Origin of the sequence: Gordonia sp. DT101 (assembly GCF_049844895.1) — a bacterium.
Lineage (GTDB): Bacteria > Actinomycetota > Actinomycetes > Mycobacteriales > Mycobacteriaceae > Gordonia.
Map to the genome: position 1 here is coordinate 311,695 of NZ_JBNCLX010000006.1, position 25,153 is coordinate 336,847.

Consider the following 25,153-nt stretch of genomic DNA (forward strand, 5'->3'; position numbering starts at 1 on the left):
GCGAGATTCGAGCGTCGCGTCCAACCACTGTCGGCGGGTGACGACGACAGCGAGGTTCATCTGATGCGATCGTCGTGTGGTTCGGCAGGCAGCAGGTCCGGCCTGCGCGCCGCCGTCCGCGCCAGCGACTGCTCGTGCCGCCAGGCCGCCACCTTCGCATGGTCTCCGCTGAGCAGCACCGGGGGCACATCGAGGCCGCGCCAGGACACCGGCCGGGTGTAGCTGGGCCCCTCGAGCAACCCGTCGGAGAACGAATCCTCTTGATGCGATCGTGGATTGCCGAGGACGCCGTCGATCAGGCGGACGGTGGCCTCGATCATCGCCATCGCGGCGACCTCGCCGCCGATCAGCACGAAGTCGCCGAGGGAGACCTCCTCGACCCGTACGCGACGGGCCGCGTCGTCGAAGACGCGCTGGTCGATGCCCTCGTAGCGCCCACAGGCGAACACCAGATGATCTTCCACGCTCCACCGCTGTGCGGTCGCCTGGCCGAACGGCACGCCCGCCGGGGTCGGGACGACGAGCAGCGCGTCGTCGGGACACACGTCGTCCAGACACGGTCCCCACACCTCGGGCTTCATGACCATCCCGGGCCCGCCGCCGTACGGCGAGTCGTCGACGCTGCGGTGCACGTCGTGGGTCCACGTACGCAGGTCGTGCACGTCGACACTGATGCGACCCGCGTCGATCGCCTTGCCCAGCAGGGCAGCCCGCAACGGGTCCAGGTATTCGGGAAAGATCGAGACGACGTCGATGCGCATCATCACGCCTCGGGATCCAGCAGACCGTCGGGGGGATCTATCTCGATGACCTCGGAGGTCACGGTGGGCACGATCTCGCGGACGAACGGGATCAGCACCTCGCCACCCTCCGAGGTCGTGACGGCGAGGATCTCGCCGCCGGGCAGATGGAGCACGGAAGCGACCACGCCCACCTCCACGCCGTCGATCGTCGAGACCGGCAAACCCTCGAGTTCGTGATCGTAGAACTCGTCGGGGTCCTCACCCGAGTCGACGTCGGCGCTGTCGATGAGAAACAGCGTGCCGCGCAGAGCATCTGCCGCCGACCGATCGGCGACTTCGTCCAGGGACAGCAACAGCCGCCCGGCATGCTGCCGGGCGGCTGTCACCGTGAACGTCTTCTCCCCGCCCCCACGCGGCAGTCTGCCACGCAGGTCGGTGCCGGGAGCGAATCGCGACGCCGGATCGTCGGTGCGGATGTCGACGACCACCTCACCGCGAACACCGTGCGATTTGGCCACACGGCCCACCACGAGATCCATCGCGGAGTCGTTCTCGCTCAGCGATCGGTGTCGACGATGTCCACACGCATACCGCGGCCACCGATACCGGTGACGAGCGTACGCAGTGCGGTTGCGGTGCGGCCGTTGCGACCGATCACCTTGCCGAGGTCCTCGGGATTGACGTGCACCTCGACCAGCCGGCCACGACGGCCGGTGATCATCTCGACACGGACGTCGTCCGGGTTCGCGACGATGCCACGGACGAGGTGCTCGACCGCGTCAGCGACGACTGCGGTCACGCGCCGGCCTTGTCGTCACCGGTGGTCGCGGCGGCGTCGGCGGGGGCCTCGGCCGGGGTCTCCTCGTCGGCCTTCTTGGCGGCCTTCTTCTTCGGGGTGGTGGCCTCGGCGGCCGGTCCGCTGTCGGCAGCGGCCAAGGCAGCGTTGAAGAGGTCGAGCTTCGACGGCTTCGGCTCCTTGGTCTTCAAGGTTCCCTCGGCGCCCGGGAGACCCTTGTGCTTCTGCCAGTCACCCGTGACCTTCAGGATGGCCGCGACAGGCTCGGTCGGCTGCGCCCCGACACCCAGCCAGTACTGCGCGCGGTCCGAATCGACCTCGATCAGACTCGGCTCTTCCTTCGGGTGGTACTTGCCGATGGTCTCGATCACCCGGCCGTTGCGGCGGGTCCGAGAATCTGCGACGACGATGCGGTACTGCGGGTTGCGAATCTTACCGAGACGCGTGAGCTTGATCTTGACAGCCATGTTTCTTCCTCAGTGGTCACTACGCAATTCAGCGGCCCGTCCGGTGACGGACCCGGTTTTGCGATCTGTTGTGGTGTGACCGTCGGTCGGTACGTAACCGGGTCCGACGAACCAGCGTGCCATTCTGCCAGACCGGGCTCCCGGAGCAAAAACCGCATCGGCCTCGACACTGCGGCGTCGAGGTCCCAGAGGTCGTGCACGGGGTTCGACATGTGGTTACCCACCCCGCTGAAGGTAACCACATGTCGCGTGCCAACCGCGGAGACCCCGACTCGCCGATATCTCCCATGACGGCCCTCCCCTGACCTGTCTCGGAGTGAAGTCGGCGATGTCTCCGCGCCCGCGAACCCATGCAACGCGGTCGTCACATTACCAGCCGGTAAGTTAGCGGTACCAGCTCAACGAACGTGGAGTACCTCACACGAACACCTCACACTCGGGGATGTGAACTGGGGTTTTGTGCGCGACGAGGTCAGGAGACGGTTAGCCCAGAGCAAACAATCGACCGTGGTCGACGCAGCGTCGTCAGGTCTTCTCGGGGGTCGTCGTCGAGGACGATGAAGTCGGCGCGGTCGCCCTCGCCGAGAACGCCGGCACCGAGCCACTCCCGCGGCGCGACGCTGGCGGCCCGCAACGCACCCTCCGCCCCGAAGCCGACCGCGGCCATCGCCACGATCTCGTCGACGATCCGCCCGTGCTCGACGAAGCCACCCGCATCGGTGCCGGCGAACATCGTGATCCCCGCCTCACGAGCGGCCGCGAACACGGCCTCCGCATTCTGATGGAGCTTGCGCATATTCGCCTGATAGGTCGGGAATCGGTCGGCGCCGTCGGCGATACCCGGAAAGTTCTCCACCTGGATCAGGGTGGGCACCAACGAGATCGACCGCTCGACCATCTCGTCCATGAGATCTGTCGTCAATCCGGTACCGTGCTCGATGCAGTCGACTCCGGCCCCGATGAGATCGGGTAACGCGTCGGCACCAAAGACGTGGGCGGTGATCCGCGCTCCCTCCGTGTGCGCGGCGGCCACCGCCGCATCGAGTTGCCGCCGCGTCCACAACGGCGTGAGATCCCCCGCCTCGCGGTCGATCCAATCGCCGACGATCTTCACCCAGCCGTCACCGTCGCGCGCCTGCCTGGTCACCTCATCGGCGAGCTCGTCGGGATTCTCGAGGTCGACACCGTAATCCCGCAAATAGCGTTTGGGGCGCGCGATGTGCTTGCCCGACCGGATAAAGCGCGGGCACGACGGGTCGTCGTCGAGCGGGTGGGTGTCCAGCGGCGACCCCACCTCACGGATCAGGAGTGTGCCGGCGCGCGCATCCGCCTTCGCGTACGCACGCGCCCGGTCGATGGTGACGCCGAGCCCCGGTGCGATCCCGACGTGGTTGTGCGCGTCGACCAGGCCCGGGATGATCCAGCCGCCATCGAGGGCGGTACGGGCCGACGCCACCGGCTCGCGGGTGATGGTGTCACCCACCACCCAGAGGTCGATCTGTTCGTCGCCGAACGGGTCTCGCCCACGGTAGTGCCGCACGTCGTCGGCGGGCGCCGACCCGATTCCCATCGGTCCGGCCACTGCTGCTACTTCTTCTTCTTGGGCTGGAATTGGCTGACGTCGAGGCCTTCGAGCCCCGGTGGCAGCTCGTCGAGACCCGCGGGCATGTTTGATAGGTCGGGGAAACCGGCAGGCATCCCGGGCATACCGCCCATGCCGGGGAGACCGGCACGCGCGGCCTTCGGTGGCGTGGGTCCGCGGTTCTTGCCCTTCTTGCCCTTGCCCTTCTTGCGGTTGGTCTTGCGTCCGCCACCGCCCATGCCCATCCGGCCGGACATCTGGGACATCATCTTGCGGGCGTCGTAGAACCGGTCGACGAGCTGATTGACCTCGCTGACCGAGACACCCGACCCGTTGGCGATACGCAGCCGGCGCGACGCGTTGATGATCTTCGGGTTGTCCCGCTCGGCCGGTGTCATACCGCGGATGATCGCCTGCACACGGTCGAGCTGCTTGTCGTCGACCTGCGACAACGCGTCCTTCATCTGGCCCGCGCCGGGCAGCATGCCCAGGATGTTGCCGATCGGACCCATCTTGCGGATCATCAGCATCTGCTCGAGGAAGTCCTCGAGGGTCAGCTCCCCCTGCGTGATCTTCGCCGCGGCGGCCTCGGCCTGCTGGGTGTCCCAATGCTGTTCGGCCTGTTCGATGAGCGACAGCACGTCGCCCATCCCGAGAATCCGACTGGCCATCCGGTCCGGATGGAAGACGTCGAAATCGTCGAGCTTCTCGCCCGAGGACGCGAACATGATCGGCCGACCGGTGACCTCACGCACCGAGAGCGCCGCGCCACCACGGGCGTCGCCGTCGAGTTTGGTCAGTACGACGCCGGTGAAGCCGACTCCGTCCTGGAAAGCCTCGGCCGTGGACACCGCGTCCTGACCGATCATCGCGTCGACGACGAACAGGACCTCATCCGGATCGGTGGCATCGCGGATGTCCGATGCCTGCTTCATCAGCTCCTGGTCGATGCCCAGCCGACCCGCGGTGTCGATCACCACGACGTCGTGATGCTGGGCCGCGGCCTCCGCCACTCCGCTGCGCGCCACCGACACCGGGTCGCCGGCGGTGACACCGAGCTGGCCCTCGCCGCCGATGGAGGTTCCGGGATGTGGAGCGAAGACCTTGACGCCGGCACGCTCACCGACGATCTGCAGCTGCGAGACCGCGCCGGGCCGCTGCAGGTCGCAGGCCACCAGCAGGGGTGTGTGGCCCTGCTTCTGCAACCAGTGACCGAGCTTGCCGGCCAGGGTGGTCTTACCGGCACCCTGCAGGCCGGCGAGCATGATCACCGTCGGCGGGTTCTTCGCGAAGGTGATCCGTCGCGTCTCGCCCCCCAGGATCCCGACGAGCTCGTCGTTGACGATCTTGACGACCTGCTGGGCAGGGTTCAGCGCACCGGAGACCTCGGCGCCCTTGGCACGCTCCTTGATCTTGGCGATGAAACCACGGACCACGGGCAGGGAGACGTCGGCCTCGAGCAGCGCCAGTCGGATCTCCCGGCAGGTGCGGTCGATGTCGGCATCGGACAACCGGCCCTTGCCGCGAAGATCCTTCAGGGCATCGGCCAACCGATCGGAAAGCGAATCGAACATGCCTCTAGTCTTCCATGCTCGTGCCCCGGCCCGATCACCTCCGGTGTCGGAATGGATCACCGGCGCGTGGTCGTGTGATCGTCACGGACCTTCCGGCGGGTGCGGTCAGCTGATCGGCACCCCTGACCGCGCGGTCCCGCCATGATTCTGCGGGCCGTCTCCGTCGTCGCCTTCGGCACGCGGTTGCAGAGGTGGACACACCGCGATGACGTCGTCGGCCAGGCGTGTTCTCGCCGGCTCGCCGTCGTCGTCGAGGCGTAGACAGAACGTGTCGACGACGGTGCTGCCCAGGGTGGCGACCTTGGCCCAGCGCACCTGCGCGCCGTGACGTTCGATCACCGCGCTGACACGGCTCAACAAACCGATGCGGTCATCGGTCCGCAACTCCATCAGGACATCGCCGGACTCCGCGGGTGAATCGGCGGCGTCGAGATCGACCCAGATGACACGGGGCGGTGCGACTGCGAACAGAGCGGGCACTGCGGTCTTCGGGTGACCGGCACCATCCACCGCCGGGTCGGTGCTGCCTGCCGAGGCTCCCGTTCCCGCCGACACCCCGGGCGTCGCCGACACCGACCCGATCGTCGGGATCGGCGATTCGGCCTCCCGCACGTCGAGGCGGGCCAGCACGTCGATCTTCCCGTCGACCGCCGCCATCAGCTGCTGGCGCATCAGCCCGCCTTCGGGTGGACTCCCGAAGATCGGGACCACGACGAACGAGTTCACCGCGCTGTCCCCATGCCCCTGCACCGTCGCGGAGTGCGACCGAAGGCCGTTGAGAGCCAGCACACCGGCCATCTTGGACAGCAGACCGGGCTGGTCCGGGGCGACCATCGTCACCCGGAAGGTGTGCGGGCCGTCGGCGGGCGACATGATCACGGAGAATCCGCCTGCCTCCGCCAACGAGATCTGCTCGAGCGACAACGACTCCGGCCGGACCGGGCCTCCCCCGTCGATCAATCGGAGCGCACGACGCACGAGGTCGTTGATCAGGGAGGCCTTCCACTCGCCCCACACACCCGGCCCGGTCGCGAGCGAGTCGGCCTCGGCCAGCGTCGCCAGCAGCTCCAGCAGCGTCCTGTTGTGGCCGAGCGTCGCGGCCACCGATTCCGCGGTTGCCGGGTCGTCGAGGTCGCGGCGGGTGGCCACGCTCGGGAGGAGGAGGTGGTGCCGGACCATCTCCGACAGGAGGGTCACATCCTGGGGCCACAGCCCGAACCGATTTCCCACCTGGATGGCCAGGTCCGCGCCGACGATGCTGTGATCTGCACCGCGCCCCTTGCCGAGATCATGGATCAACGCACCGAGCACCAGCAGATCCGGACGCGACACCCGCGTGGTCATCGACCCGGCATGCGCCGCAGTCTCCACCAGGTGTCGGTCGACGGTCCACGTATGGATGGCATCGCGTGGCGGGAGATCACGAACCGCACCCCACTCCGGCAACAGCCGACCCCACAGCCCGGTCCGGTCGAGCGCCTCGATGGGGTCGACCATGTGATGGCCCGACCCCAGCAGCACCAGAAGATCGCTGAGGGCCTCGGCGGGCCACGGTTCCCTGAGCTCGGGAGCGTAGTCGGCGAGACGGCTGAGCGTCGACGCGCTGATCGGCAGACCCGTACGCGCCGACGCCGACGCCACCCGCAGGATGAGCCCCGGATCTTTGCTCGGAATCGCGTTGCGCGCCAACACGATCTCACCGTTGTGCTCCACCACGCCCTCATCCAGGGGACGGCGGATCGGCGATCGGCGCAGTTTGGCCAGACCGCGGCGCGGCAACGCATTACCCGCGGTCCGGAGGCCGACATCGATGGAATAGCTGATGGTGCGGGCCGAATCGCTGATGACCCGCGCCAGGTCGAAACGGTCGCCGATCCGCAAGGCCGCGCCGATCTCGTCGGCGTCCTGTGCGCGGACCTGTTCCCTGGGACGGCCGGCGATCCGGTGCAATTCGGTGCGGATGTCCAGTAATCGGCCGTAGGCCATCTGCGGCCCGGCCCCCGGGGAGTCCGGCCGCAGACTTGCCATCCCGTCGGTGAGCTGCGCGATGGCGAGCGCACCGAGCAACTGGACGTCACGCAGACCGCCGCGACCGTTCTTCAGGTCTGGCTCGGCACGGTGCGCGATGTCGCCGGCGCGACGCCAGCGATCCTGCGCATGCGCGACCACCGCGGGGAAACGATCGCGGATGTCGGTGCGCCACTGCTGACGGATACCGCCGATCAACAGGGTGGACAGATCCTCGTCACCCACGATGTGCCGCGCCTCGAGCAATCCGAGTGCAGCACTGACGTCTTCACTGGCGACCTGGAGCGCCTGCGGGACCGTGCGCACGCTGTGGTCGAGCGGAATGTTGGCATCCCACAACGGGTACCACAGACCGTCGGCCACCTCGGCGACCTCGTCCGGTGGCATGTCGTCGTGCAACAGGATGAGATCGAGGTCGGAGAACGGCAGCAGTTCGCCGCGTCCGAGTCCGCCGACCGCGATGATCGAATATCCGCTGTCCGACCGGATCCCGAGTTCGACACCCTTGGAGACCAGCCAGAACTCGTGAAGGTCGACGAGCACCTGACGAAGGCCCGGTGCGTCGAGTTTCCCACTCTTGCCCGACTCCAGGAGCTGGCGGCGGGTCGCGGCGAGATCGGTTGCGGCCACCGGCGTCTCGGGAATCGGACGTGCAGGACGCGGCCCCGCGCCTGAGTCATCAGACGCGGGGCCGTGAGATGGGTTGAGAAAGGGCATCGGCCCGGCTTACAGCGCGTCGGCGCCGCGCTCACCGGTGCGGACGCGGACGACCGACTCGACCGGTGACACCCACACCTTCCCGTCACCGATCTTGCCGGTGCGCGCGGCCTCCACGATGACGTCCACGACCTTGTCCACCGCCGCATCGTCGACGACGACCTCGACGCGGACCTTGGGTACGAAGTCCACCGAGTATTCGGCGCCGCGGTACACCTCCGTGTGACCCTTCTGCCGTCCGTACCCCTGGACCTCACTGACGGTCATACCCAGGATTCCGGCCTGCTCCAAACCTGCTTTGACGTCCTCAAGCGTGAACGGTTTCACGATTGCGGTGATCAGCTTCATGAGTTATCCCTCTCCACAAGAATCAGCGTAGTAGCGAAAGTGCAGGGATTCATGCGAGTTCATATGCCGTCTCCGCATGTTCCGCCTCGTCGATGCCGTTGTGCTCGTCTTCCTGTGCGACCTTCCAGCCCAGCGGCTTGAGGACCAGCGCGATGATCGTGGTGAGTACACCGGTGAACACCAGGGCGAAGAGTGCGATGACGATCTGCACAACGAGCTGCTTGTAGTCGTGTCCGTAGAACAGACCGGTCTCCTCGGCCAGCAGACCGATACCGATCGTGCCCCAGAGACCCGAGACGAGGTGCACACCGACGACGTCGAGCGAGTCGTCGTAGCCGAACTTGTTCTTCAGGCTGATGGCGAGCGCGGACAGGATACCGGCGACAACACCCAGGATCATCGATCCGACCGGGGTCAGCGCCCCACAGGCCGGGGTGATGGCGACCAGACCCGCGACGATGCCCGATGCCGCACCGACCGAGGTGGGATGCCGATCGCGAATCCACTCCACGGCCAGCCAGCCGATCATCGCGGCGGCGGTGGCCGCTGTCGTGTTGATCCACACCTTGCCGGCGACCATGTCGGCGGCGAGTTCCGATCCGGCGTTGAATCCGAACCAGCCGAACCACAGGAGGGCCGCGCCGAGCATCACGAACGGGATGTTGTGCGGCCGGTACGCGGTCTTGCCGAATCCGGCACGGGAACCGACGATCACGGCCAGCACGAGGCCCGCCATACCGGCGTTGATGTGGACCACGGTGCCGCCGGCGAAGTCGATCGGCGCGACGTTCGCGGCGCCGTCGGTCGAGCCGAACATCCATGAGGCGAAACCACTCTCGGCGCCGGACATGATGCCGCCACCCCAGACCATGTGCGACAACGGGAAGTACACGATCGTCGCCCACACAACCGAGAACACCAGCCACGTCGAGAACTTCACGCGCTCGGCGAGCGAGCCCGAGATGAGGGCGACCGTGATGACCGCGAAGGTCAGCTGGAATGCGAGGAACACCGTCGACGGGATGGTGAGCCCGCCGGTGACGACCTGCTCGACCGCCTCCCCGCCCTGGGTCACCTCCTTGGTCTCCATCAACTGATTGGACCCGAAGAGCGCAAACGGATTCGAGAAGACGCCCCAGATGTCGTCGTCGCCTGTGATGCCATTACCGAAAGCCATCGAGAAGCCCCACAACACGTACACGACACTGACGGTCGCGATCGAGCCGAAGGACATCATCATCATGTTCAGAACCGACTTGCCCCGCGACAACCCCCCGTAAAAGAAGGCGAGTGCCGGCGTCATCAACAGAACCATCGACGCACTGGCGAGCATCCACGCTGTATTGCCGGCATCTGGAACTGCGAAAGCATCGTCTGGCAGTGCCAAAACCACTGTAGAAACCTCCTCAGAGTGCGCCGACGGCTCGGCGCCTGCAAAGAGACTGTCGGCACTCGGTTTCATCCGTGGTGCTCGGACGTTTCGAGAATGTGAACCACTCGCCGGTTTATATTTCCTACGGGTAACAGCGCAGGTCGTGCCTCAGCAGGTTCTCAGGCCCGTCGAAGAATCGCCGACCGCGAATTCGCGTTCTCTTGAAGCGCGATTTCAGGACGGTGAACCTTCTACAGCAACGCGTCCACAAATGCCTCCGGCTCGAACGGCGCCAGGTCGTCCGCGCCCTCTCCGAGGCCGACGAGTTTCACCGGTACGCCGAGCTCTTCCTGCACATGGAAAACGATGCCGCCCTTGGCGGTGCCGTCCAGCTTGGTCAGGACCACGCCCGTGATGTCCACGACTTCGGCGAACACCCGCGCCTGCGTGAGGCCGTTCTGACCCACCGTGGCGTCGAGGACGAGCAGGACCTCGTCGACCGGCGCCTTCTTCTCGACGACCCGCTTGACCTTGCCCAACTCGTCCATCAGACCGGTCTTGGTGTGCAGTCTCCCGGCCGTGTCGATCATCACCACGTCGGCACCGTCGTCGATGCCCCTGACGACGGCGTCGAAGGCCACGGACGCCGGGTCCGCCTGTTCCTTGCCCCGGACCACCTCCGCGCCGACACGTTCGCCCCAGGTCTGCAACTGGTCGGCAGCAGCCGCACGGAAGGTGTCGGCGGCCCCCAGCAACACGCGCCGGCCGTCGGCCACCAGTACCCGCGCCAGCTTTCCGGTGGTCGTGGTCTTCCCGGTTCCGTTGACACCGACCACCAGCACCACCGCGGGCTGCCCGGCGTGCGGCAGGGCGCGGACCGAGCGGTCGAACTCGGGACGCAACTGATCGACCAGCACCCGCTTCAGCAGCGCGCGTGCGTCCTCGGCGGTACGCACGTTCGAGGTGGCGAGCTCGGTCCGCAGACGCTCCACCACCGCCATCGTGGCGGCCGTGCCGAGGTCGGCCATCAAGAGCGTGTCCTCGATGTCCTCCCAGCTCTCCTCGTCCAGGTCACCGGCGCCGAGTAGTCCGAGCATGCTCTTGCCGATCGCGCCCTGGGAACGTGACAGCCGCCCGCGGAGACGGCCGAGCCGGCCCGCCGTCGGAGCGATCTCGTCGAGCTCGGGTGCTGCGGCCGCCGGAACCTCGGGTGCTGCCGGTTCGGCCGCGGGCGCCTCGGGTGCCACCGGCGACCCGGGCGCCACCGGGGTCTCGGGCTCCTGAGTGGTCTCGGGCTCCTGAGTGGTCTCGGGCCGCTGAGTGGTTTCGGGCTGCTGAGTGGTCTCGGGTGCCACCGGTTCGGCTGCGGGCGCCTCGGGTGCCGAGGTCGGAGCCTCCACGACGTCGCCCGCTACCGGTGTCCCGACGGTGTCGTCGAGCATGGTCTGCGTGCCGGTGTCCGCATCGGCGTCGGGCAGCGCGACGTCCCGGATGCCGCGCTGCGCGGAGTCGCGGGGCACCGAGGCGTCGTCACCGACACCGGGCTGGCCGTCGACCTCGGTGCGTTCCGTGCCGGGACGCACCACCGGTTCCGGGGGTTCGGCGAGCCCCACCCCGCCACCGCCCTGGCTGAAGTTGAATCCCGACCCCGCCTGATAGCCGCCCGACTTGTCGACCTGCCTGGTGGTGCCGTCGACCGGACCCTGTGTCGCCGAATCGTCGGACAGCGAGATCCGCCGTCGCCGCGACAGCATCACGCCGAGAACGATCAGCGCGATGAGCACGATGACGGCGACAACGATGCCGATGATGACTGCGGTGTTCACTCCGGTAGACCCCTGTCGAATTGGTTGATGCGAGCGACCTGACCCGATCAGGGTCGCATGTGACGGTGAACGGTCGTCAGGTCGCGTCAGTGTTCGTGACCGGCAGGTCCACCCCACGCAGGCGCTGTGAGATCACCGTGGTGATGCCGTCCCCGCGCATACTCACGCCGTAGAGCGCGTCGGCGACCTGCATGGTCGGTTTCTGGTGCGTGATCACGATCAACTGGGATCGCTCACGCAACTGCTCGAACAGCGAGATCAGTCGCCGCAGGTTCGTGTCGTCGAGTGCCGCCTCGACCTCGTCCATCACGTAGAACGGGGAGGGCCGCGCCCGGAAGATCGCCACCAGCATCGCCACCGCGGTCAGCGACTTCTCACCACCGGACAGCAGCGAGAGCCGCTTGACCTTCTTTCCCGGTGGGCGGGCCTCGACCTCGATTCCGGTGGTGAGCATGTCGCCGGGCTCGGTGAGCACGAGACGCCCCTCGCCACCCGGGAACAGGGTGGTGAACACCTGGGCGAACTCTCGCTCGACATCGGCGTATGCCTCGGTGAAGACCTGCAGGATGCGAGCGTCGACCTCCTCGACCACCGACAACAGGTCACGACGGGCCGCCTTGACGTCCTCGAGCTGAGCCGACAGGAAGTTGTAGCGCTCCTCGAGTGCGGCGAACTCCTCGAGCGCGAGAGGGTTGACCTTGCCCAGGGTGTTGAGGTCTTTTTGCGCCTTCTTGGCCCGAGTCTCCTGCGTCGCGCGATCGAACGGCAGCGGCGTAGGTGCGACCACCGACTCGCCGCGGGCCTTCGCCTGCTCGTACTCGTGCATCTCGAGCGCCGACGGTGGCATCGGCACGTCCGGGCCGTACTCGGCCACGAGGTCATCCGGCGCGATCGCGAACGAGTCCAGGATCTGTTCCTCGAGTTGCTCGATCCGGAGAGCGGCCTGTGTCCTGGCCAGCTCGTCGCGGTGCACGGTGTCGCGCAACGCATTGAGTTTGGTGGTCAGCTCCGCGGCCTTGTTCTTGAGTTCATCGACGGCCGCGGTCCGCTCCACGCGGACCTGTTCGAGTTCGTCACGACCGGCCTGTGCGTTCTGCACTGCGACCGAAAGCCGCTGGGAGACTTCAGCTCCCGCCTCCCCGACCGCCGACGCGACGGCGGCCGCACGACGGCGCGCCAGATCCTGACGCTCAGCGCGCAGGCGGGCCTCCCGTTCCCGCTGCGCGGCCCGGCGCAGAGAGTCGGCGCGTCCCCGGACCGAGGCCAGTCGTTCTTCGGCGGTGCGCAGCTGCAGTCGCGCCTCCATCTCCGCCGACCGTGCCGCGGCTACCGCCTCCGCCGCGAGAGTTCGGGGCGTGTCATCGCCTGCGTGGGCCGGGGTGTCGTCGGATTCGTCACGCGCATAACGCAAGCGCTCCTCGAGCTCATGCAGGGTGGTCAGCGACTCGGCACGGCCTTCTTCGGCCTTGCCGCGCTGACGGGTCAGACGTTCGCTCTCCGATCTCGCCGCACGTATCTCGTGCCCGAGACGCGCCATCTGCTCGTAGGTGCCCCCGACGTTGGCATCGGACTCGTGCAGCGCTGCCAACGCCTCCTCGGCCGATTCGCGTCGGGCCACCTGCTCGGACGTCGCGCCGTCGAGGGCGGCCTCGATCTCCTCGAGCCGCCGTCGAGCCGTGGCCAGTTCGGACGTCGCCGCATCGATGGCCGACTGCACCTCGAGGGTCGACGGCCGATGCGACGAGCCGCCCTCGATGGATCCCGGACCGATCCGGTCGCCGTCGAGGGTGACCGTCCGGACGCGGTGCCGCTGCGCGATGTCGAGGCCCTGCTCGGCCGTGTCCACCAGGACCGTGTCGGCCAGCACGTGCTCGACGGCACCGCGGATCGACGGCCGGCAGGTCACCACCGACGACGCCCAGCGGGCACCGTTCGGCAGGTCGATGTCCGTCCGGGCTGCGGCGTCCGGCAGTCCGCCGAGGATCAGTGCGGCGCGACCGCCGTCGCCGGATTTCAGCGCGGCGAGCGCCCGCACCGCAGCGATCGCGTCGACGGTGGCGATCGCGTCGACCGCCGGCCCGAGCGCACCGGCGATCGCCGTCTCGTAGCCGGCGTCGACGGTGAGCAGTTCCGACATCGGTGCGACGAGACCGTCGGGCGCGTTGTCGAGCAGCCAGGCACCGCCGTCGTTGCGTTCGAGGCCGACCTCCAGTGCCTCGATCCGCGCGGACAGCGACGCGATCCGCTGCTCGGTCTCACGCTGCCCGGCCTGCAGGGACGCCACCCGCTCGTTGGCCTGGTTCAGTGCCGTGACCGACCGTTCGTGGTGCTCGTCGAGTCCGTGCTCGGCGGCCTCGTACTCGCTCAGCGTTTCGGCCATCGAGTCCTGCTGGGTCTGGGCAGCTTCGGCACGCTCGTTCGCCGCCGCGATCGCGGCGGTGATACGTGCCGTCTCGGCGTCGACCGACTCGGATTTGGTCCGCAGGTTGACGACCTGGCCCTCGAGGCGGGCGAGTCCCTCTCGTCGGTCGGCGATGGCCCGTACCGCCGCCATGTGGGCCTGTTCGGCGTCGGCGGCCACCTGCTCGGATCGGGACAGTTCTGCCTTCGCGGCGTCCAGATACTCAGCCGCGGCGCCGACGGTGCCGTCGAGTTCGGCTTCGGTCAGCGCTGCTTCCTCGGCCTCACGATCGAGTTCGTCGGGATCGGGGCCACCGGTCGGGCTGGTCGGCTCGCTCAGGTAGCGGCTGCGCTCGGCGGCCACCCGGCAGGTCGCGTCCACCCGCTCGGCCAGCGCCGACAGCCGGAACCAGGTCTGAGCGGCGGCGGTGGCCGCCGGCGCGACCTCCGCGAGGTGGCGTTCGTGCTCGGCGAGTTCGGCCGTGACATGGTCGAGCGCGGCGGTCACCTCGTCCTGCTGTTGCCGGACCTCGTCCTCGACCGCCGTGTGCTCGGCCATCTCGGAACGGCGGGACACCAGATCGTCGGCGGCCAATCGCAGGCGCGCATCGCGGAGGTCGGCCTGCACTGTCTGGGCCCGACGGGCCACCTCGGCCTGCCGTCCCAGTGGTTTGAGCTGACGGCGCAGTTCCGCGGTCAGGTCGGTCAGGCGGGCGAGGTTGGCCTGCATGCCGTCGAGCTTGCGGACCGCCTTCTCTTTCCGCTTGCGATGTTTGAGGACGCCCGCGGCCTCCTCGATGAACGCCCGCCGATCCTCGGGTCGTGACTCCAGGATGGCCGCGAGTCTGCCCTGTCCGACGATGACGTGCATCTCCCGGCCGATACCCGAGTCGCTCAAGAGCTCCTGCACGTCCATCAGCCGGCAGGAGTTCCCGTTGATCTCGTACTCGCCCGCCCCGTCGCGGAACATCCGCCGCGTGATGGAGACCTCGGAGTACTCGATGGGCAGTGCGCCGTCGGAGTTGTCGATGGTCAGGGTCACCTCGGCGCGACCGAGGGGCGGCCGTCCAGAGGTGCCCGCAAAGATGACATCTTCCATCTTGCCGCCGCGCAGCGCCTTGGCGCCCTGCTCACCCATCACCCAGGTCAGCGCATCGACGACGTTGGACTTGCCCGACCCGTTCGGCCCCACCACACAGGTGATACCCGGCTCGAATCGCAGCGTCGTGGACGACGCAAACGACTTGAAGCCCTTCAGGGTGAGGCTTTTGAGGTGCACGACGGTACAGAATACTCACCATCGTGGCCTGATCACCGTCACCACGCGGCAGTGAGCACGTCCCTCCCGCGCCTCGTGCGACCGCGGTCGGCGCGGGTCACCGCTCGACGAAGCCGCTCAGATCGCCGCGAGCATCGTCGAACCGCTCGACGACGAGGTCGACCGAACCCGCGGTGTCGCCCGACCGCAGCAACGCCAGCAGCGCGTCGGCCGCGTCCCGGGGCCCTTCTGCGACCACCAGCACGCGGCCGTCGGCCAGGTTGGCGGCATAGCCGACGAGTCCCAGCTCGAGCGCCCGGGAGCGCGTCCACCAGCGGAATCCGACACCCTGGACCTGTCCGTGCACATACGCGGTGAGACGGACGTCCCCGTTGTCGGGCATGGCTCAGTCGGTCTCGATCGCGAGGTTCACCGTGGCACCGGCCTTGATCGTCCGGCCGACCGTGCAGACCGCGTCGATCGCCCGCTCGACGACCACGAGCAGCCGCTCGGCGGCCGCGTCATCGAGTTCGGACAGGTCGACCTCGAGGATCTCGTCGAGGACCGGGTACCGCTCGTTCTCGCGGTCGGCCGCACCGCTCACCCGGACGGTCGCGTCGTAGTCGTCACCGAGCCGCCGCGACAGCGGACGATCCGACGACATGCCGGTGCAGGCGGCCAGCGCAATCTTGAGCAGTTCCCCGGGGGTGAACACACCCTCGACATCCTCGGAGCCGATCAGGACCTCGGCGCCCCGCGAACTCCGCCCGGTATAGCGGCGGGTGCCGGTCCGTTCGACCCACAGATCGGTGTGGGGATGGGGTGCCGCCCGGCCGTCGGTCGCTGCCTGCGTGGTCTGCTGATCGGTCGTCATGGTCGCTGATTCGATCCTTTTTCTCGGGTACCGCCGCTGGTCCGCTTCGTTGCGATCTCTGGTGCTGCGATCTCTGCTGAACGCACAACACGAATGGACCCGGTTTGTTTCCGGCTCGATTCGCGTCGCTGGCATCGCGGGCAATAGTACGAGCTGCGGTTCATGAACTGCTCGCGGCGCATGATCGCACCGCAGCGCCGGCACGGCAGTCCTTCGCGCCCGTACGCATTGAGCGATCGTTCGAAGTAGCCCGACTGCCCGTTGACGTTCACGTACAACGAGTCGAACGATGTCCCGCCGACCACGAGGGCCTCGCCCATCACCTCGGTGACCGATGCGACCAGGTCGGCGATCTTGGCCCGGCTCAATCGATCCGCCATCCGCGTGCCGTGAATTCGACTGCGCCACAACGCCTCGTCGGCGTAGATGTTGCCGACTCCCGAGATCACCGTCTGGTCGAGGAGCACACGCTTGATCTCCGAGTGCCGGGCCCTGATCGCGACGACGACCGCGGCCGGATCGAACGTCGGGTCGAAGGGGTCGGGTGCGATGTGCGCGATCGACTCGGGCAGCCCGCCCCCGTCGGCGACCGGCGGCCCCAGGTACTCGTCGACATGCCAACCGCCGAAGGTCCGTTGGTCAACGAATCGCAGCTCGTTGCCGTCGTCGAGAGTGGCGCGGATCCGAAGATGCACATGGTCGGGTGCCCCTGCGTCGGTGATCAGCATCTGACCGCTCATGCCCAGATGGACGACGACCGGGAATCCGTCGGTGTCGTCACCGAGGTCGAGCCAGAGATATTTGCCGCGCCGGTGAGCACCGGTCACGGTCTTACCGATCAGGCGTCCGGCAAGGTCCGCGCCACCCCCGAGGTGACGCCGCACCGATCGTGGGTGCAACACCTCGACGGCGACGATCTGCCTGCCGGCCACATGGTCGGTGAGGCCACGTCGAACTGTCTCGACCTCGGGTAGCTCGGGCACCGGGTCCGCCGATCAGTTCGCGGCCGCGGCGCGGTCGGTCAGCACCTGCCAGGCCAGGGCCGCCGCTTTCTGCTCGGCCTCCTTCTTGGTCCGGCCACTGCCCTCGCCGAGCCCTTCCCCGGCGATCATCGCGGTCGCGGTGAATTCCTTGTTGTGATCGGGCCCGGTCGACGAGATCTGATAGTGCGGTGGACCGAATCCGTGTTCGGCGGAGAGCTCCTGCAGCGAGGTCTTCCAATCCAGCCCGGCCCCGAGATGACCTGCATGCCCGATGATGTCGTCGAACAGACCCAGGATGATGGTCTGACATTCGGCCAGCCCATGCTCCAGGTACAGCGCTCCGAGCAGCGACTCCAGGCCGTCCGCGAGGATGCTGTCCTTGTCGCGCCCACCGGTCATCTCCTCACCCCGGCCGAGGTGGAGATGACGACCGAGACCGCCCGGACCGAGACCGCGGGCCACGTCCGCGAGTGCATGCATGTTCACCACACTCGCCCGGATCTTGGCCAGCTCACCCTCGGATTTGTCTGGATATCGCAGGTAGAGACGCTCGGTGATCACCACACCGAGTACCGAATCGCCCAGGAACTCCAGGCGCTCGTTGGTGGGCAATCCCCCGTTCTCGTACGCGTAGGAACGATGGGTCAATGCGAGGGTGAGCATCGGCGGAGACAACTCGCCGCGTACGGCGGTGAGCAGATCCCCGAACCCGCCGTCGGTGGTCTCGGTCCGCGTCGACTCGTCGGTCGCGCCCTTTCCTTCGGCCACGACGGCTCAGTCACCGCCCTGGTTGTCCGGGCGTCCCGAGGTGTGCGGGGATGCCTCCTCGGTGGACCCGAATTTGTCCCGCAGGGCCGCCCAGCGCGGGTCGATGACGTCGTGGGCGTGCCCGGGCTCGGCGACCGCGAGCCGGACGCCGCACTCCGGACAGAGACCTTCGCAGTCGTCGGAGCACAGCGGCGACATCGGGAGTTCGAGCGCGACGGCGTCGATGATCGATTGCTCCAGGTCGACGCGATCGTCCTTGATTCGGTGAATGTCCTCGGCGTCGGTGGTCTGTTCGGTCTCGCTGTCGGGATAGGCGAACAGTTCGGTGAGGAAGACCGTGACGGTGCCGTCGACCGGTTCCAGGCACCGCGAGCACTGCCCTTGGGTCTCACCGCTCACGGTCCCGGTCACCAGCACGCCTTCGCTGACCGATTCCAGTCGCAGATCGAGGTCCACCTCCGAGTCCTCGGGAATCGCGATCATGTCGACGCCGAGACGCTCCGGGGCGATGGCGGTGCGGTGTACCTCCGACATCGTTCCCGGCCGTCGGCCGAGGGACCGGATGTCGAGCACGAAGGGATCACGGACAGCTGCTGCCGAGTCGGGCGTCCGCCGTTCGGGGCCACCGCGCGGGCCGCCGGGAGACACCGACTCGCCCGCGGCGGTTCCGCGGCTCATTGCATGTTCAGACACAGTTGCACGATACGCCCGGCCTGCGGGGTGTTCGAACGACATCCGCACGAATCGCTCGCGGCAGGCCGATCGCCTCACACTGCCAGGCGGGAACCCTGCTCGTCGGCGACATCCCGGCTCGACGACGGGCCGCCCCGCGGTGCCGGCGGCTCGTCCACGCTGCGCGGGTACTCGACGTAGTCATGCATGCCGGCACCCGTGCGGAGCTGATGGCGGCCTCGGTTCACCGACCGCAGCGTGCCCGTGAGGATCTCCTCGAACTGCGCCAGCTTCTCGTCGACGTAGATGTCACAGTCGCCACGCAGTCGGTCGGCCTCTGCGTGGGCGGCATCGATGATGCGCTCGGCCTCGGACTTGGAGGCGGCGACCACCTCGGCCTCCGAGACCAGGCGCTGCTGTTCGGCGATGCCGTCGGCAACCGACTTGTCGTAGGAGTTGTTGGCCGAGTCGATGGTCCGCTGCGCTTCGGCCCGCGCACGTCCGGTGACGGCATCGAACTCGCGCGCCGCGCTCGTCGACAGGCGATGAGCCTCCGCAGTCGCCTCGTCCACCAGCTGGTTACCGTGGGCGCCCGCCTCGTCCACCATGCGATCGGCCTGCGCCTTTGCCTCGGAGAGGATGCGGTCGGCCTCGGCGCGAGCGTGGCCCATCACCGCCTCGGATTCCGAGTCGGCCTTGCCGATCACGTTCTCCGCGTGCTCTCGGGCATTGCCGACGAGCGAATCCCGCTGGTCGAGCACGTCCTGGGCGTCGTCGAGCTCACCCGGGATGGAATCCTTGAGGTCGTCGAGAAGTTCGAGAACATCGCCTCGCGGAACGACGCAGCCCGCGGTCATCGGGACGCTTCGCGCTTCCTCGACAATCGCGACGAGTTCGTCGAGCGCTTCAAAAACCCGGTACACAGCTACCCCAATCCGGCGTATGCCTTCGGTCTGCGAATGAAACAACTGTGACTATTGTGCCGAATGGTGTGTGTGTGATCAGTGAGGCGGACGGGGTGTGTCGCGCAGCGGTGAGGCTAGATCTGGCGCTCCCCCGCCAGTCGCGCCTGTAGACGCTCGTGAATCCTGGACGACAGGAACGGCACGACGTCGCCGCCGAGCTTGGCCACCTCTTTGACCAAGGAACTCGACACGTGCGCGAAACGCGGATCGGTGAGCAGAAACATCGTCTCGACATCGGTGAGGTCGCGGTTCATCTGGGCCATCGGCACCTCGTAATCGAAGTCGGTGCCCGAGCGCAACCCCTTCACGATGGTGTCGATCCCCTCGTTGCGGGCGTAGTCCACGAGCAGTCCGGTCCACCGGTCCACCCGCACATTCGGCAGATCGGCACAATCCTCGCGGATGAGGGCGATACGTTCGTCGACGCCGAACATGCCCTGCTTGTTCGGATTCACCACCACGGTGACAACCAGGGAGTCGAATCGGGCGGCCGCTCGCTCCACGATGTAGCGGTGGCCGACCGTGAACGGGTCGAAGGATCCGGGAAAGACAGCTGACGTCATATCCGGAAATCTACGCGAGCGGTCACCATCGCCCGGGTCATGACCCGGCAGTCAGCTCGGCCGCCAGCCGAGCCACCAGACCGGCCACCGGACCGGCGGTCACCGACCTCCAACTCGTCCCGGCCCACAGATTGATGTCGTCGGCCTCACCGGCGGCGGTCGCCGCGGACCGGATCGGTTTCGTCACGTGATGCACGTGTGGATACCTCGCCGGCGCTTCCGGATGCCGCTCGGTGAACCCGTTCCGCAATGAGCGTGCCGAGCGCCCCGAGAAGGCCCGCGTGACGACGGTGTCGGCATAGAGCCCTTCCTGCAGCGCCCGACGATGCGGCACAGACGTCCCGGCCTCGTCACAGCACAGGAACGCCGTCCCCAGTTGCGCACCGACTGCACCGAGCGCCACCAGCGATCCGATCGTGGCGCCGTCGGCGATGCCGCCCGCTGCGATCACCGGGACATCGACCGCCCCGACGACCGTGCGCACGAGGTCGGCGGTCGTCGTGCGTGGTCCCCCGTCGGGTTCGGACGGATCGTCGAGCCACAATCCGCGGTGCCCGCCGGCCTCGATGCCTTGTACCACCACCGCATCGGCACCCGATGCCACCGCGGCCCCGGCCTCCGTCGCCGACGTCACGGTCACTGCCACGGGCACGCCGAGCTCGTTGTGTACGCGCGAGATGATCGTGGCGCCCGGGTCGCCGAAGGTGAAGCTGATGATCGATGGCCGATGCCGGGCCAGTACGTCGAGTTTCTCGGCCACACGCTCGTCGGTGAACCGCGGCTCCCCCGGTGCGACGCCATAGCGCGCCGCCTCTCCGCCGAGTTCCTCGATGTAGGCCTGCACTGCGCGATCGGCGGCCTCGTCGGGCTCGGGCCCGGACAGGAAGAGATTCACGCCATAGGGCCGGTCCGACCGCTGTTCGAGGTCGGCGACGAGGTCCTCCAGCGCGTCGGGAGTCAGGTAACCCGCGGGGAGCCAGCCGAGTCCACCCGCCGCGCCCACCGCGGCGACCAGCGCAGGCGTCGACGGACCGCCGGCCATCGGTGCGCACAGGATCGGCAGCGGGACCTGCAGCGATCCGATTTCCATCGGTTCGACGCCGTCGACACGATCAGTCATTGTCGGCCACCTCCACACGGGTATCTCCGTAGTTCTTCTGGACGAGCACGCTCATCGAGTCCGGCCACTCGGTCGACGGCGCGCGCGCACTCCGTTCCACCACCACGATCCCGCCATCGGCCAGCCATCCGCGCGCGAGGGCCGCGAGATCGGCCGCCATCTCGCCGTTCTCCTGGTCATACGGCGGATCGAGGAAGATCAGGTCGAATCTGCCGGTTGGCATCGTCGACAAATACGACGCCACGGCGCGGGTGACCACCACACCCGATCCGGCCTTTCCGCAGGCAGCGAGGTTGGCACTGATCACCGACGTGGCGCGTCGCCGGGAATCCACCAGGGTGGCGTGCCCGGCGCCGCGGGAGAGCGCCTCGAGCGCCAGCGCACCCGACCCCGCGTACAGGTCGAGGACACTGGCACCCGCGAGATCGAATCGGGCAGAAATCATGTTGAAGATGGCTTCGCGGACCCGATCGGACGTAGGACGCGTACCGTCGTCAGGAACGGACAATCTGCGCCCGCGGGAGTCACCGGCGATGATTCTGGTCATTGCCTTCATTCTGCGCCCCGGGCCGCTGTCGATGACGTCCGCCCCACCACCACGCACAGGCACCGGGTGACATCAATGTGACCCACTTCACAAACCGGTGCTGAACAGGCGGAAGGTAGGGCATTCACCGACCGATTTCCGCTGCTAGATGACTTCGCGGACACACATTGTTAACGTCGAAAAGGTCATGAGCCCGTCCCAAACTAGAACGGCCCCAACAACTGCCCTTACTGTCGATTATCGACAGCCCACCGCCGACGACGGCATGCGACTGTGGGAAATCGCCTCGGACTCAAAGGTTCTCGACGTCAACTCGAGTTACGCCTATGTCCTGTGGTGCCATGATTTCGCCACGACATCCATCGTCGCCGAAGTCGATGGACATCCGGTCGGATTCGTCACCGGATATCGCCGTCAGACCGATCCGTCGACCATCATGGTCTGGCAGGTCGCGGTGGACGACACATACCGTGGTCACGGCATCGCCGGCACCATGCTGCACCGGTTGCTCGACCGCACCCAGCGGTCCGGTGTGGTGGCGATGCACACCACGATCAGCCCCGACAACGGCGCGTCGCAACGTTTGTTCGAGTCCGTCGCCGATGCGCGTGGACTGCGATTCGAACGTCAGGATCTGTTCGCAGCAGAACAGTTCCCCGACGCCCACGAGCCCGAGGATCTCTACATCCTCGAACCGACAGTTTCCGAATTCTGATTTCGCACAACATTTGTGAAATTTGGCGGTGCCACGATTCCGGGTCACCGGTGATCTCGGCCGCCGCCGTGCATTGATCGTCACAACCAAAAAAGGGGGAAGTCACGATGCAGCTTCTCGATCAGACCGTTGATGATTCGGTCTTCACCCAACACGAGTCCGAAGTGCGCAGCTACTGCCGTAGCTGGCCGGCCGTGTTCACCCGCGCGAGTGGTTCGTGGATGACCGACACCACGGGCCGCGAATACCTGGACTTCTTTGCCGGAGCCGGCTCACTGAACTACGGGCACAACAACCCGATCATGAAAGCGGCCCTGCTGGACTACATCTCCGACGACGGCATCACCCACGGCCTCGACATGGCCACTGTCGCCAAGGGAAAGTTCATCGAGACCTTCACACAGAAGATCCTCGCGCCTCGTGGGCTGGACTACAAGATCCAGTTCCCCGGCCCCACCGGCACCAATGCGGTGGAGGCCGCACTCAAGCTGGCCCGCAAGGTGACCGGCCGTGAGTCGATCATCAGCTTCACCAACGCTTTTCACGGTATGACGCTGGGATCGCTCTCGGTGACCGGTAACTCGATGAAGCGCGCCGGCGCCGGCATCCCGCTGGTCCACGCGACCCCGATGCCGTTCGACAACTACTTCGGTGGCGTCACCGAGGACTTCGGCTGGTTCGAGCGTGTGCTCGACGATTCGGGCAGCGGTCTGAACCGCCCGGCCGCGGTGATCGTCGAGACCGTGCAGGGCGAGGGCGGCGTCAATGTCGCCCGGATGGAGTGGCTGCGCGCGCTGTCCGATCTCTGCGAGCGTCGCGACATCCTGCTGATCGTCGACGACGTCCAGATGGGCTGTGGCCGCACCGGTGAGTTCTTCTCGTTCGAGGAGGCCGGCATCAAGCCAGACATCGTCACCTTGTCGAAGTCGATCAGCGGTTACGGCCTCCCGTTGGCCCTGACGCTGTTCAAGCCGGAGCTCGATGTCTGGACTCCGGGTGAGCACAACGGCACGTTCCGCGGCAACAACCCCGCGTTCGTGACCGGCATGAAGACCATCGAGCACTTCTGGAGCGACGACTCGCTCACCAAGGACGTGTACGCCAAGGGCGAGCAGATCAACACCGCCTTCACCGAACTGGCCGAGCGCTACGAGGGCATCAGCACTCGTGGCCGCGGGATGGTCCGCGGACTCGTCTTCGAGGAGTCGGCCACCGCCAGCAAGGTGTGCGCTTCGGCATTCGGTGCCGGCCTGCTCGCCGAGACCTCCGGACCGTCCGATGAGGTCGTGAAACTTCTTCCCGCGCTGACGATTTCGACCGAGGACCTGGGTCGCGGACTGCAGATCATCAGCAATTCCGTCAAGGAGGTGATCGGATGATCGTCCGAACCACAGCAGAAATCACCGGTACCGACCGCGACGTCGCCGACCCGAAGGGCAATTGGGTCTCCAAGCGCATCGTCCTCGGTGGCGACCACGTCGGGTTCTCGTTCCACGAGACCACGATCAACGCCGGATCGGTCAACGAGTTCCACTACGCCAACCACGTGGAGGCGGTTTGGCTCGTCGAAGGTGAGGGCACGCTCTTCGACCGCGAGTCCGGCGAGACCTATCCCCTCGCCCCGGGCACCATGTACCTGCTGAACGGTCACGAACGGCACACGGTCACCGCCGACACGCAGTTGCGCATGCTGTGCGTCTTCAACCCGCCCGTCGTCGGCACCGAGGTGCACGACGAGGACGGCGTGTACCCGCTCGTCGCCGTGCCGGCTCCGACAGGCAAGCACAGCACCGTCTAGTCAGTCGGCGACCGCGCCACAGACACCGGACCCGTCACGACGACCAGTCGTGGCGGGTCTTCTGTTCGTGCGGTTATTCTGGGCAGAGTGCGCACCAGACTCCAGATCGGCTGGAATCCGGCCGAGCCGACAGCCGTCGACACCGACGTCGAGGCGCGGATCGACGAGTTGCGCACCTTGCTCGACGGGCGCCGGATCGTTGCTCTCACCGGCGCCGGGATCTCCACCGAGTCCGGAATCCCCGACTATCGCAGCCCGGGCGCGCCACCCCGCACCCCGATGACGCTGGAGATGTTCCTGTCGTCGCCGGAGTTCCGCCGCCACTACTGGGCCCGCAACCACCTCGGCTGGCGGTACATGGATGCCGCGCGGCCCAATGCCGCGCACCGCGCACTCACCGAACTCCAGCGCCTGGGGCTCCTCACCGGCGTGATCACCCAAAACGTCGACCTGTTGCACACCAAGGCCGGCACGCGAAGGGTCCTCGAACTGCACGGCTGCTACGGACGCGTCCGCTGCCTCGACTGCGACTGGCTGATCTCTCGGCATCAGCTCGCGCACGAACTCGACACGCTCAACGCCGGATTCACCGAGCGGGTCCGTGGTCGCGGCGCCATCGAGGTGGCCCCCGACGCCGACGCCGCGATCGACGACACCAGCGATTTCCAGATGATCGACTGCCCACGATGCGGTGGCATCGTCAAACCCGACATCGTCTACTTCGGTGAGAGCGTTCCCAAACCGTTGGTGCGCCAAGCATTCTCGATGGTCGACGACGCGGATGCACTGCTCGTGATCGGATCGTCGCTGACCGTCATGAGCGGACTCCGGTTTGCGCGCCATGCGCACCGCACCGGGAAGGAGCTCGCCGTCGTCAACCGGGGCGCAACCCGTGCCGACGACATCGCAGACCTCAAGATCGACCATCTGGCGTCGGTGGTGCTACCGGGGTTGTCGGAATCACGGGCGCGCGCGACGGCGTGAATGATCGCCAGGACATCGCAATGAATGTGCCTGGGGCCAAAGGCTCTGCCAGG

At 67.1% G+C, this 25,153-nt stretch carries 24 protein-coding genes; 4 read left to right on the top strand and 20 right to left on the bottom strand.

Annotated elements, in window-relative coordinates; translation table 11 throughout:
• Positions 1 to 56: 56 nt before the first annotated feature.
• From trmD to rsmD, 20 genes are all read right to left on the bottom strand, one after another.
• On the bottom strand, positions 57 to 761 hold the full coding sequence (gene trmD, locus ACLQ3I_RS20815) for a tRNA (guanosine(37)-N1)-methyltransferase TrmD (protein ID WP_425804376.1): 705 nt from the start codon (positions 759 to 761) through the stop codon (positions 57 to 59).
• 2 nt (positions 762 to 763) lie between these two features.
• Positions 764 to 1,282 (bottom strand): ribosome maturation factor RimM, encoded by a 519-nt coding sequence (rimM, locus tag ACLQ3I_RS20820; RefSeq protein WP_425793662.1) that lies wholly within the window; start codon positions 1,280 to 1,282, stop codon positions 764 to 766.
• Between the two features lie 17 nt (positions 1,283 to 1,299).
• Positions 1,300 to 1,542: an RNA-binding protein gene (locus ACLQ3I_RS20825; protein ID WP_124706967.1), complete on the bottom strand. Its 243-nt coding sequence runs from the start codon at positions 1,540 to 1,542 to the stop codon at positions 1,300 to 1,302.
• Positions 1,539 to 2,006 (bottom strand): 30S ribosomal protein S16, encoded by a 468-nt coding sequence (rpsP, locus tag ACLQ3I_RS20830; RefSeq protein ID WP_425793660.1) that lies wholly within the window; start codon positions 2,004 to 2,006, stop codon positions 1,539 to 1,541. Before rpsP ends, ACLQ3I_RS20825 begins: the two co-directional genes overlap by 4 nt.
• 472 nt (positions 2,007 to 2,478) lie before the next feature.
• A complete protein-coding gene (locus tag ACLQ3I_RS20835) occupies positions 2,479 to 3,576 on the bottom strand; it encodes an amidohydrolase family protein (protein ID WP_425804469.1) in 1,098 nt (365 codons plus the stop codon).
• Between the two features lie 17 nt (positions 3,577 to 3,593).
• Positions 3,594 to 5,162, bottom strand: a complete 1,569-nt coding sequence (gene ffh / locus ACLQ3I_RS20840; protein ID WP_425793659.1) for a signal recognition particle protein — start codon at positions 5,160 to 5,162, stop codon at positions 3,594 to 3,596.
• 105 nt (positions 5,163 to 5,267) lie between these two features.
• On the bottom strand, positions 5,268 to 7,907 hold the full coding sequence (locus ACLQ3I_RS20845; protein ID WP_425793658.1) for a [protein-PII] uridylyltransferase: 2,640 nt from the start codon (positions 7,905 to 7,907) through the stop codon (positions 5,268 to 5,270).
• A gap of 9 nt (positions 7,908 to 7,916) precedes the next feature.
• Positions 7,917 to 8,255 carry a P-II family nitrogen regulator gene (locus ACLQ3I_RS20850; RefSeq protein ID WP_005176661.1) on the bottom strand — a complete coding sequence of 113 codons (339 nt, stop codon included), beginning with the start codon at positions 8,253 to 8,255 and terminating at the stop codon, positions 7,917 to 7,919.
• Positions 8,256 to 8,304: 49 nt separating this feature from the next.
• Positions 8,305 to 9,648, bottom strand: a complete 1,344-nt coding sequence (locus tag ACLQ3I_RS20855; protein ID WP_425793656.1) for an ammonium transporter — start codon at positions 9,646 to 9,648, stop codon at positions 8,305 to 8,307.
• A 230-nt stretch (positions 9,649 to 9,878) separates the two neighbouring features.
• Positions 9,879 to 11,453: a signal recognition particle-docking protein FtsY gene (gene ftsY, locus ACLQ3I_RS20860; RefSeq protein WP_425804379.1), complete on the bottom strand. Its 1,575-nt coding sequence runs from the start codon at positions 11,451 to 11,453 to the stop codon at positions 9,879 to 9,881.
• A gap of 76 nt (positions 11,454 to 11,529) precedes the next feature.
• On the bottom strand, positions 11,530 to 15,132 hold the full coding sequence (gene smc, locus ACLQ3I_RS20865) for a chromosome segregation protein SMC (protein ID WP_425804381.1): 3,603 nt from the start codon (positions 15,130 to 15,132) through the stop codon (positions 11,530 to 11,532).
• Positions 15,133 to 15,229: 97 nt separating this feature from the next.
• Entirely contained in the window at positions 15,230 to 15,514 is a 285-nt protein-coding gene (locus ACLQ3I_RS20870) for an acylphosphatase (RefSeq protein ID WP_425804384.1), read from the bottom strand.
• 3 nt (positions 15,515 to 15,517) lie between these two features.
• Positions 15,518 to 15,985, bottom strand: a complete 468-nt coding sequence (locus ACLQ3I_RS20875) for an OsmC family protein (protein WP_425793648.1) — start codon at positions 15,983 to 15,985, stop codon at positions 15,518 to 15,520.
• Positions 15,982 to 16,968, bottom strand: coding sequence for a bifunctional DNA-formamidopyrimidine glycosylase/DNA-(apurinic or apyrimidinic site) lyase (mutM, locus tag ACLQ3I_RS20880; RefSeq protein ID WP_425793646.1), 987 nt, complete (start codon positions 16,966 to 16,968; stop codon positions 15,982 to 15,984). Before mutM ends, ACLQ3I_RS20875 begins: the two co-directional genes overlap by 4 nt.
• Before the next feature lie 12 nt (positions 16,969 to 16,980).
• Positions 16,981 to 17,667, bottom strand: a complete 687-nt coding sequence (rnc, locus tag ACLQ3I_RS20885) for a ribonuclease III (protein ID WP_425793995.1) — start codon at positions 17,665 to 17,667, stop codon at positions 16,981 to 16,983.
• A gap of 75 nt (positions 17,668 to 17,742) precedes the next feature.
• The gene (locus ACLQ3I_RS20890; RefSeq protein ID WP_425804472.1) at positions 17,743 to 18,414 is read right to left on the bottom strand and encodes a YceD family protein; all 672 of its coding nucleotides are present in this window, start codon (positions 18,412 to 18,414) and stop codon (positions 17,743 to 17,745) included.
• A gap of 89 nt (positions 18,415 to 18,503) precedes the next feature.
• Positions 18,504 to 19,331: a DivIVA domain-containing protein gene (locus ACLQ3I_RS20895; protein ID WP_425793645.1), complete on the bottom strand. Its 828-nt coding sequence runs from the start codon at positions 19,329 to 19,331 to the stop codon at positions 18,504 to 18,506.
• A 116-nt stretch (positions 19,332 to 19,447) separates the two neighbouring features.
• A complete protein-coding gene (coaD, locus tag ACLQ3I_RS20900) occupies positions 19,448 to 19,936 on the bottom strand; it encodes a pantetheine-phosphate adenylyltransferase (RefSeq protein WP_425804386.1) in 489 nt (162 codons plus the stop codon).
• Between the two features lie 37 nt (positions 19,937 to 19,973).
• On the bottom strand, positions 19,974 to 21,056 hold the full coding sequence (locus ACLQ3I_RS20905; protein WP_425804388.1) for a nitronate monooxygenase: 1,083 nt from the start codon (positions 21,054 to 21,056) through the stop codon (positions 19,974 to 19,976).
• Positions 21,049 to 21,603 (bottom strand): 16S rRNA (guanine(966)-N(2))-methyltransferase RsmD, encoded by a 555-nt coding sequence (gene rsmD, locus ACLQ3I_RS20910; RefSeq protein WP_425793639.1) that lies wholly within the window; start codon positions 21,601 to 21,603, stop codon positions 21,049 to 21,051. The genes ACLQ3I_RS20905 and rsmD overlap by 8 nt, the downstream gene beginning before the upstream one ends.
• 187 nt (positions 21,604 to 21,790) lie before the next feature.
• Here rsmD and ectA point away from each other — a divergent pair, with 187 nt between their 5' ends.
• The 4 genes from ectA to ACLQ3I_RS20930 all read left to right on the top strand — a co-directional run bounded on the left by ectA (position 21,791) and on the right by ACLQ3I_RS20930 (position 25,100).
• Entirely contained in the window at positions 21,791 to 22,318 is a 528-nt protein-coding gene (ectA, locus tag ACLQ3I_RS20915; protein WP_425793637.1) for a diaminobutyrate acetyltransferase, read from the top strand.
• Between the two features lie 107 nt (positions 22,319 to 22,425).
• On the top strand, positions 22,426 to 23,697 hold the full coding sequence (gene ectB, locus ACLQ3I_RS20920; RefSeq protein WP_425793635.1) for a diaminobutyrate--2-oxoglutarate transaminase: 1,272 nt from the start codon (positions 22,426 to 22,428) through the stop codon (positions 23,695 to 23,697).
• Positions 23,694 to 24,116, top strand: a complete 423-nt coding sequence (locus ACLQ3I_RS20925; RefSeq protein ID WP_425793633.1) for an ectoine synthase — start codon at positions 23,694 to 23,696, stop codon at positions 24,114 to 24,116. Before ectB ends, ACLQ3I_RS20925 begins: the two co-directional genes overlap by 4 nt.
• A gap of 87 nt (positions 24,117 to 24,203) precedes the next feature.
• Positions 24,204 to 25,100 (top strand): Sir2 family NAD-dependent protein deacetylase, encoded by an 897-nt coding sequence (locus ACLQ3I_RS20930; RefSeq protein ID WP_425804391.1) that lies wholly within the window; start codon positions 24,204 to 24,206, stop codon positions 25,098 to 25,100.
• Positions 25,101 to 25,153: the final 53 nt, after the last annotated feature.

Excerpts from the sequence above, each read along its gene's own strand:
- trmD (WP_425804376.1), bottom strand. The coding sequence starts at position 761 with ATGCGCATCGACGTCGTCTCGATCTTTCCCGAATACCTGGACCCGTTG.
- rimM (WP_425793662.1), bottom strand. The coding sequence starts at position 1,282 with ATGGATCTCGTGGTGGGCCGTGTGGCCAAATCGCACGGTGTTCGCGGT.
- rpsP (WP_425793660.1), bottom strand. The coding sequence starts at position 2,006 with ATGGCTGTCAAGATCAAGCTCACGCGTCTCGGTAAGATTCGCAACCCG.
- ACLQ3I_RS20835 (WP_425804469.1), bottom strand. The coding sequence starts at position 3,576 with ATGGGAATCGGGTCGGCGCCCGCCGACGACGTGCGGCACTACCGTGGG.
- ffh (WP_425793659.1), bottom strand. The coding sequence starts at position 5,162 with ATGTTCGATTCGCTTTCCGATCGGTTGGCCGATGCCCTGAAGGATCTT.
- ACLQ3I_RS20845 (WP_425793658.1), bottom strand. The coding sequence starts at position 7,907 with ATGCCCTTTCTCAACCCATCTCACGGCCCCGCGTCTGATGACTCAGGC.
- ACLQ3I_RS20850 (WP_005176661.1), bottom strand. The coding sequence starts at position 8,255 with ATGAAGCTGATCACCGCAATCGTGAAACCGTTCACGCTTGAGGACGTC.
- ACLQ3I_RS20870 (WP_425804384.1), bottom strand. The coding sequence starts at position 15,514 with ATGCCCGACAACGGGGACGTCCGTCTCACCGCGTATGTGCACGGACAG.
- ACLQ3I_RS20875 (WP_425793648.1), bottom strand. The coding sequence starts at position 15,985 with ATGACGACCGATCAGCAGACCACGCAGGCAGCGACCGACGGCCGGGCG.
- ACLQ3I_RS20890 (WP_425804472.1), bottom strand. The coding sequence starts at position 18,414 with ATGAGCCGCGGAACCGCCGCGGGCGAGTCGGTGTCTCCCGGCGGCCCG.
- coaD (WP_425804386.1), bottom strand. The coding sequence starts at position 19,936 with ATGACGTCAGCTGTCTTTCCCGGATCCTTCGACCCGTTCACGGTCGGC.
- ACLQ3I_RS20905 (WP_425804388.1), bottom strand. The coding sequence starts at position 21,056 with ATGACTGATCGTGTCGACGGCGTCGAACCGATGGAAATCGGATCGCTG.
- rsmD (WP_425793639.1), bottom strand. The coding sequence starts at position 21,603 with ATGACCAGAATCATCGCCGGTGACTCCCGCGGGCGCAGATTGTCCGTT.
- ectA (WP_425793637.1), top strand. The coding sequence starts at position 21,791 with ATGAGCCCGTCCCAAACTAGAACGGCCCCAACAACTGCCCTTACTGTC.
- ectB (WP_425793635.1), top strand. The coding sequence starts at position 22,426 with ATGCAGCTTCTCGATCAGACCGTTGATGATTCGGTCTTCACCCAACAC.
- ACLQ3I_RS20925 (WP_425793633.1), top strand. The coding sequence starts at position 23,694 with ATGATCGTCCGAACCACAGCAGAAATCACCGGTACCGACCGCGACGTC.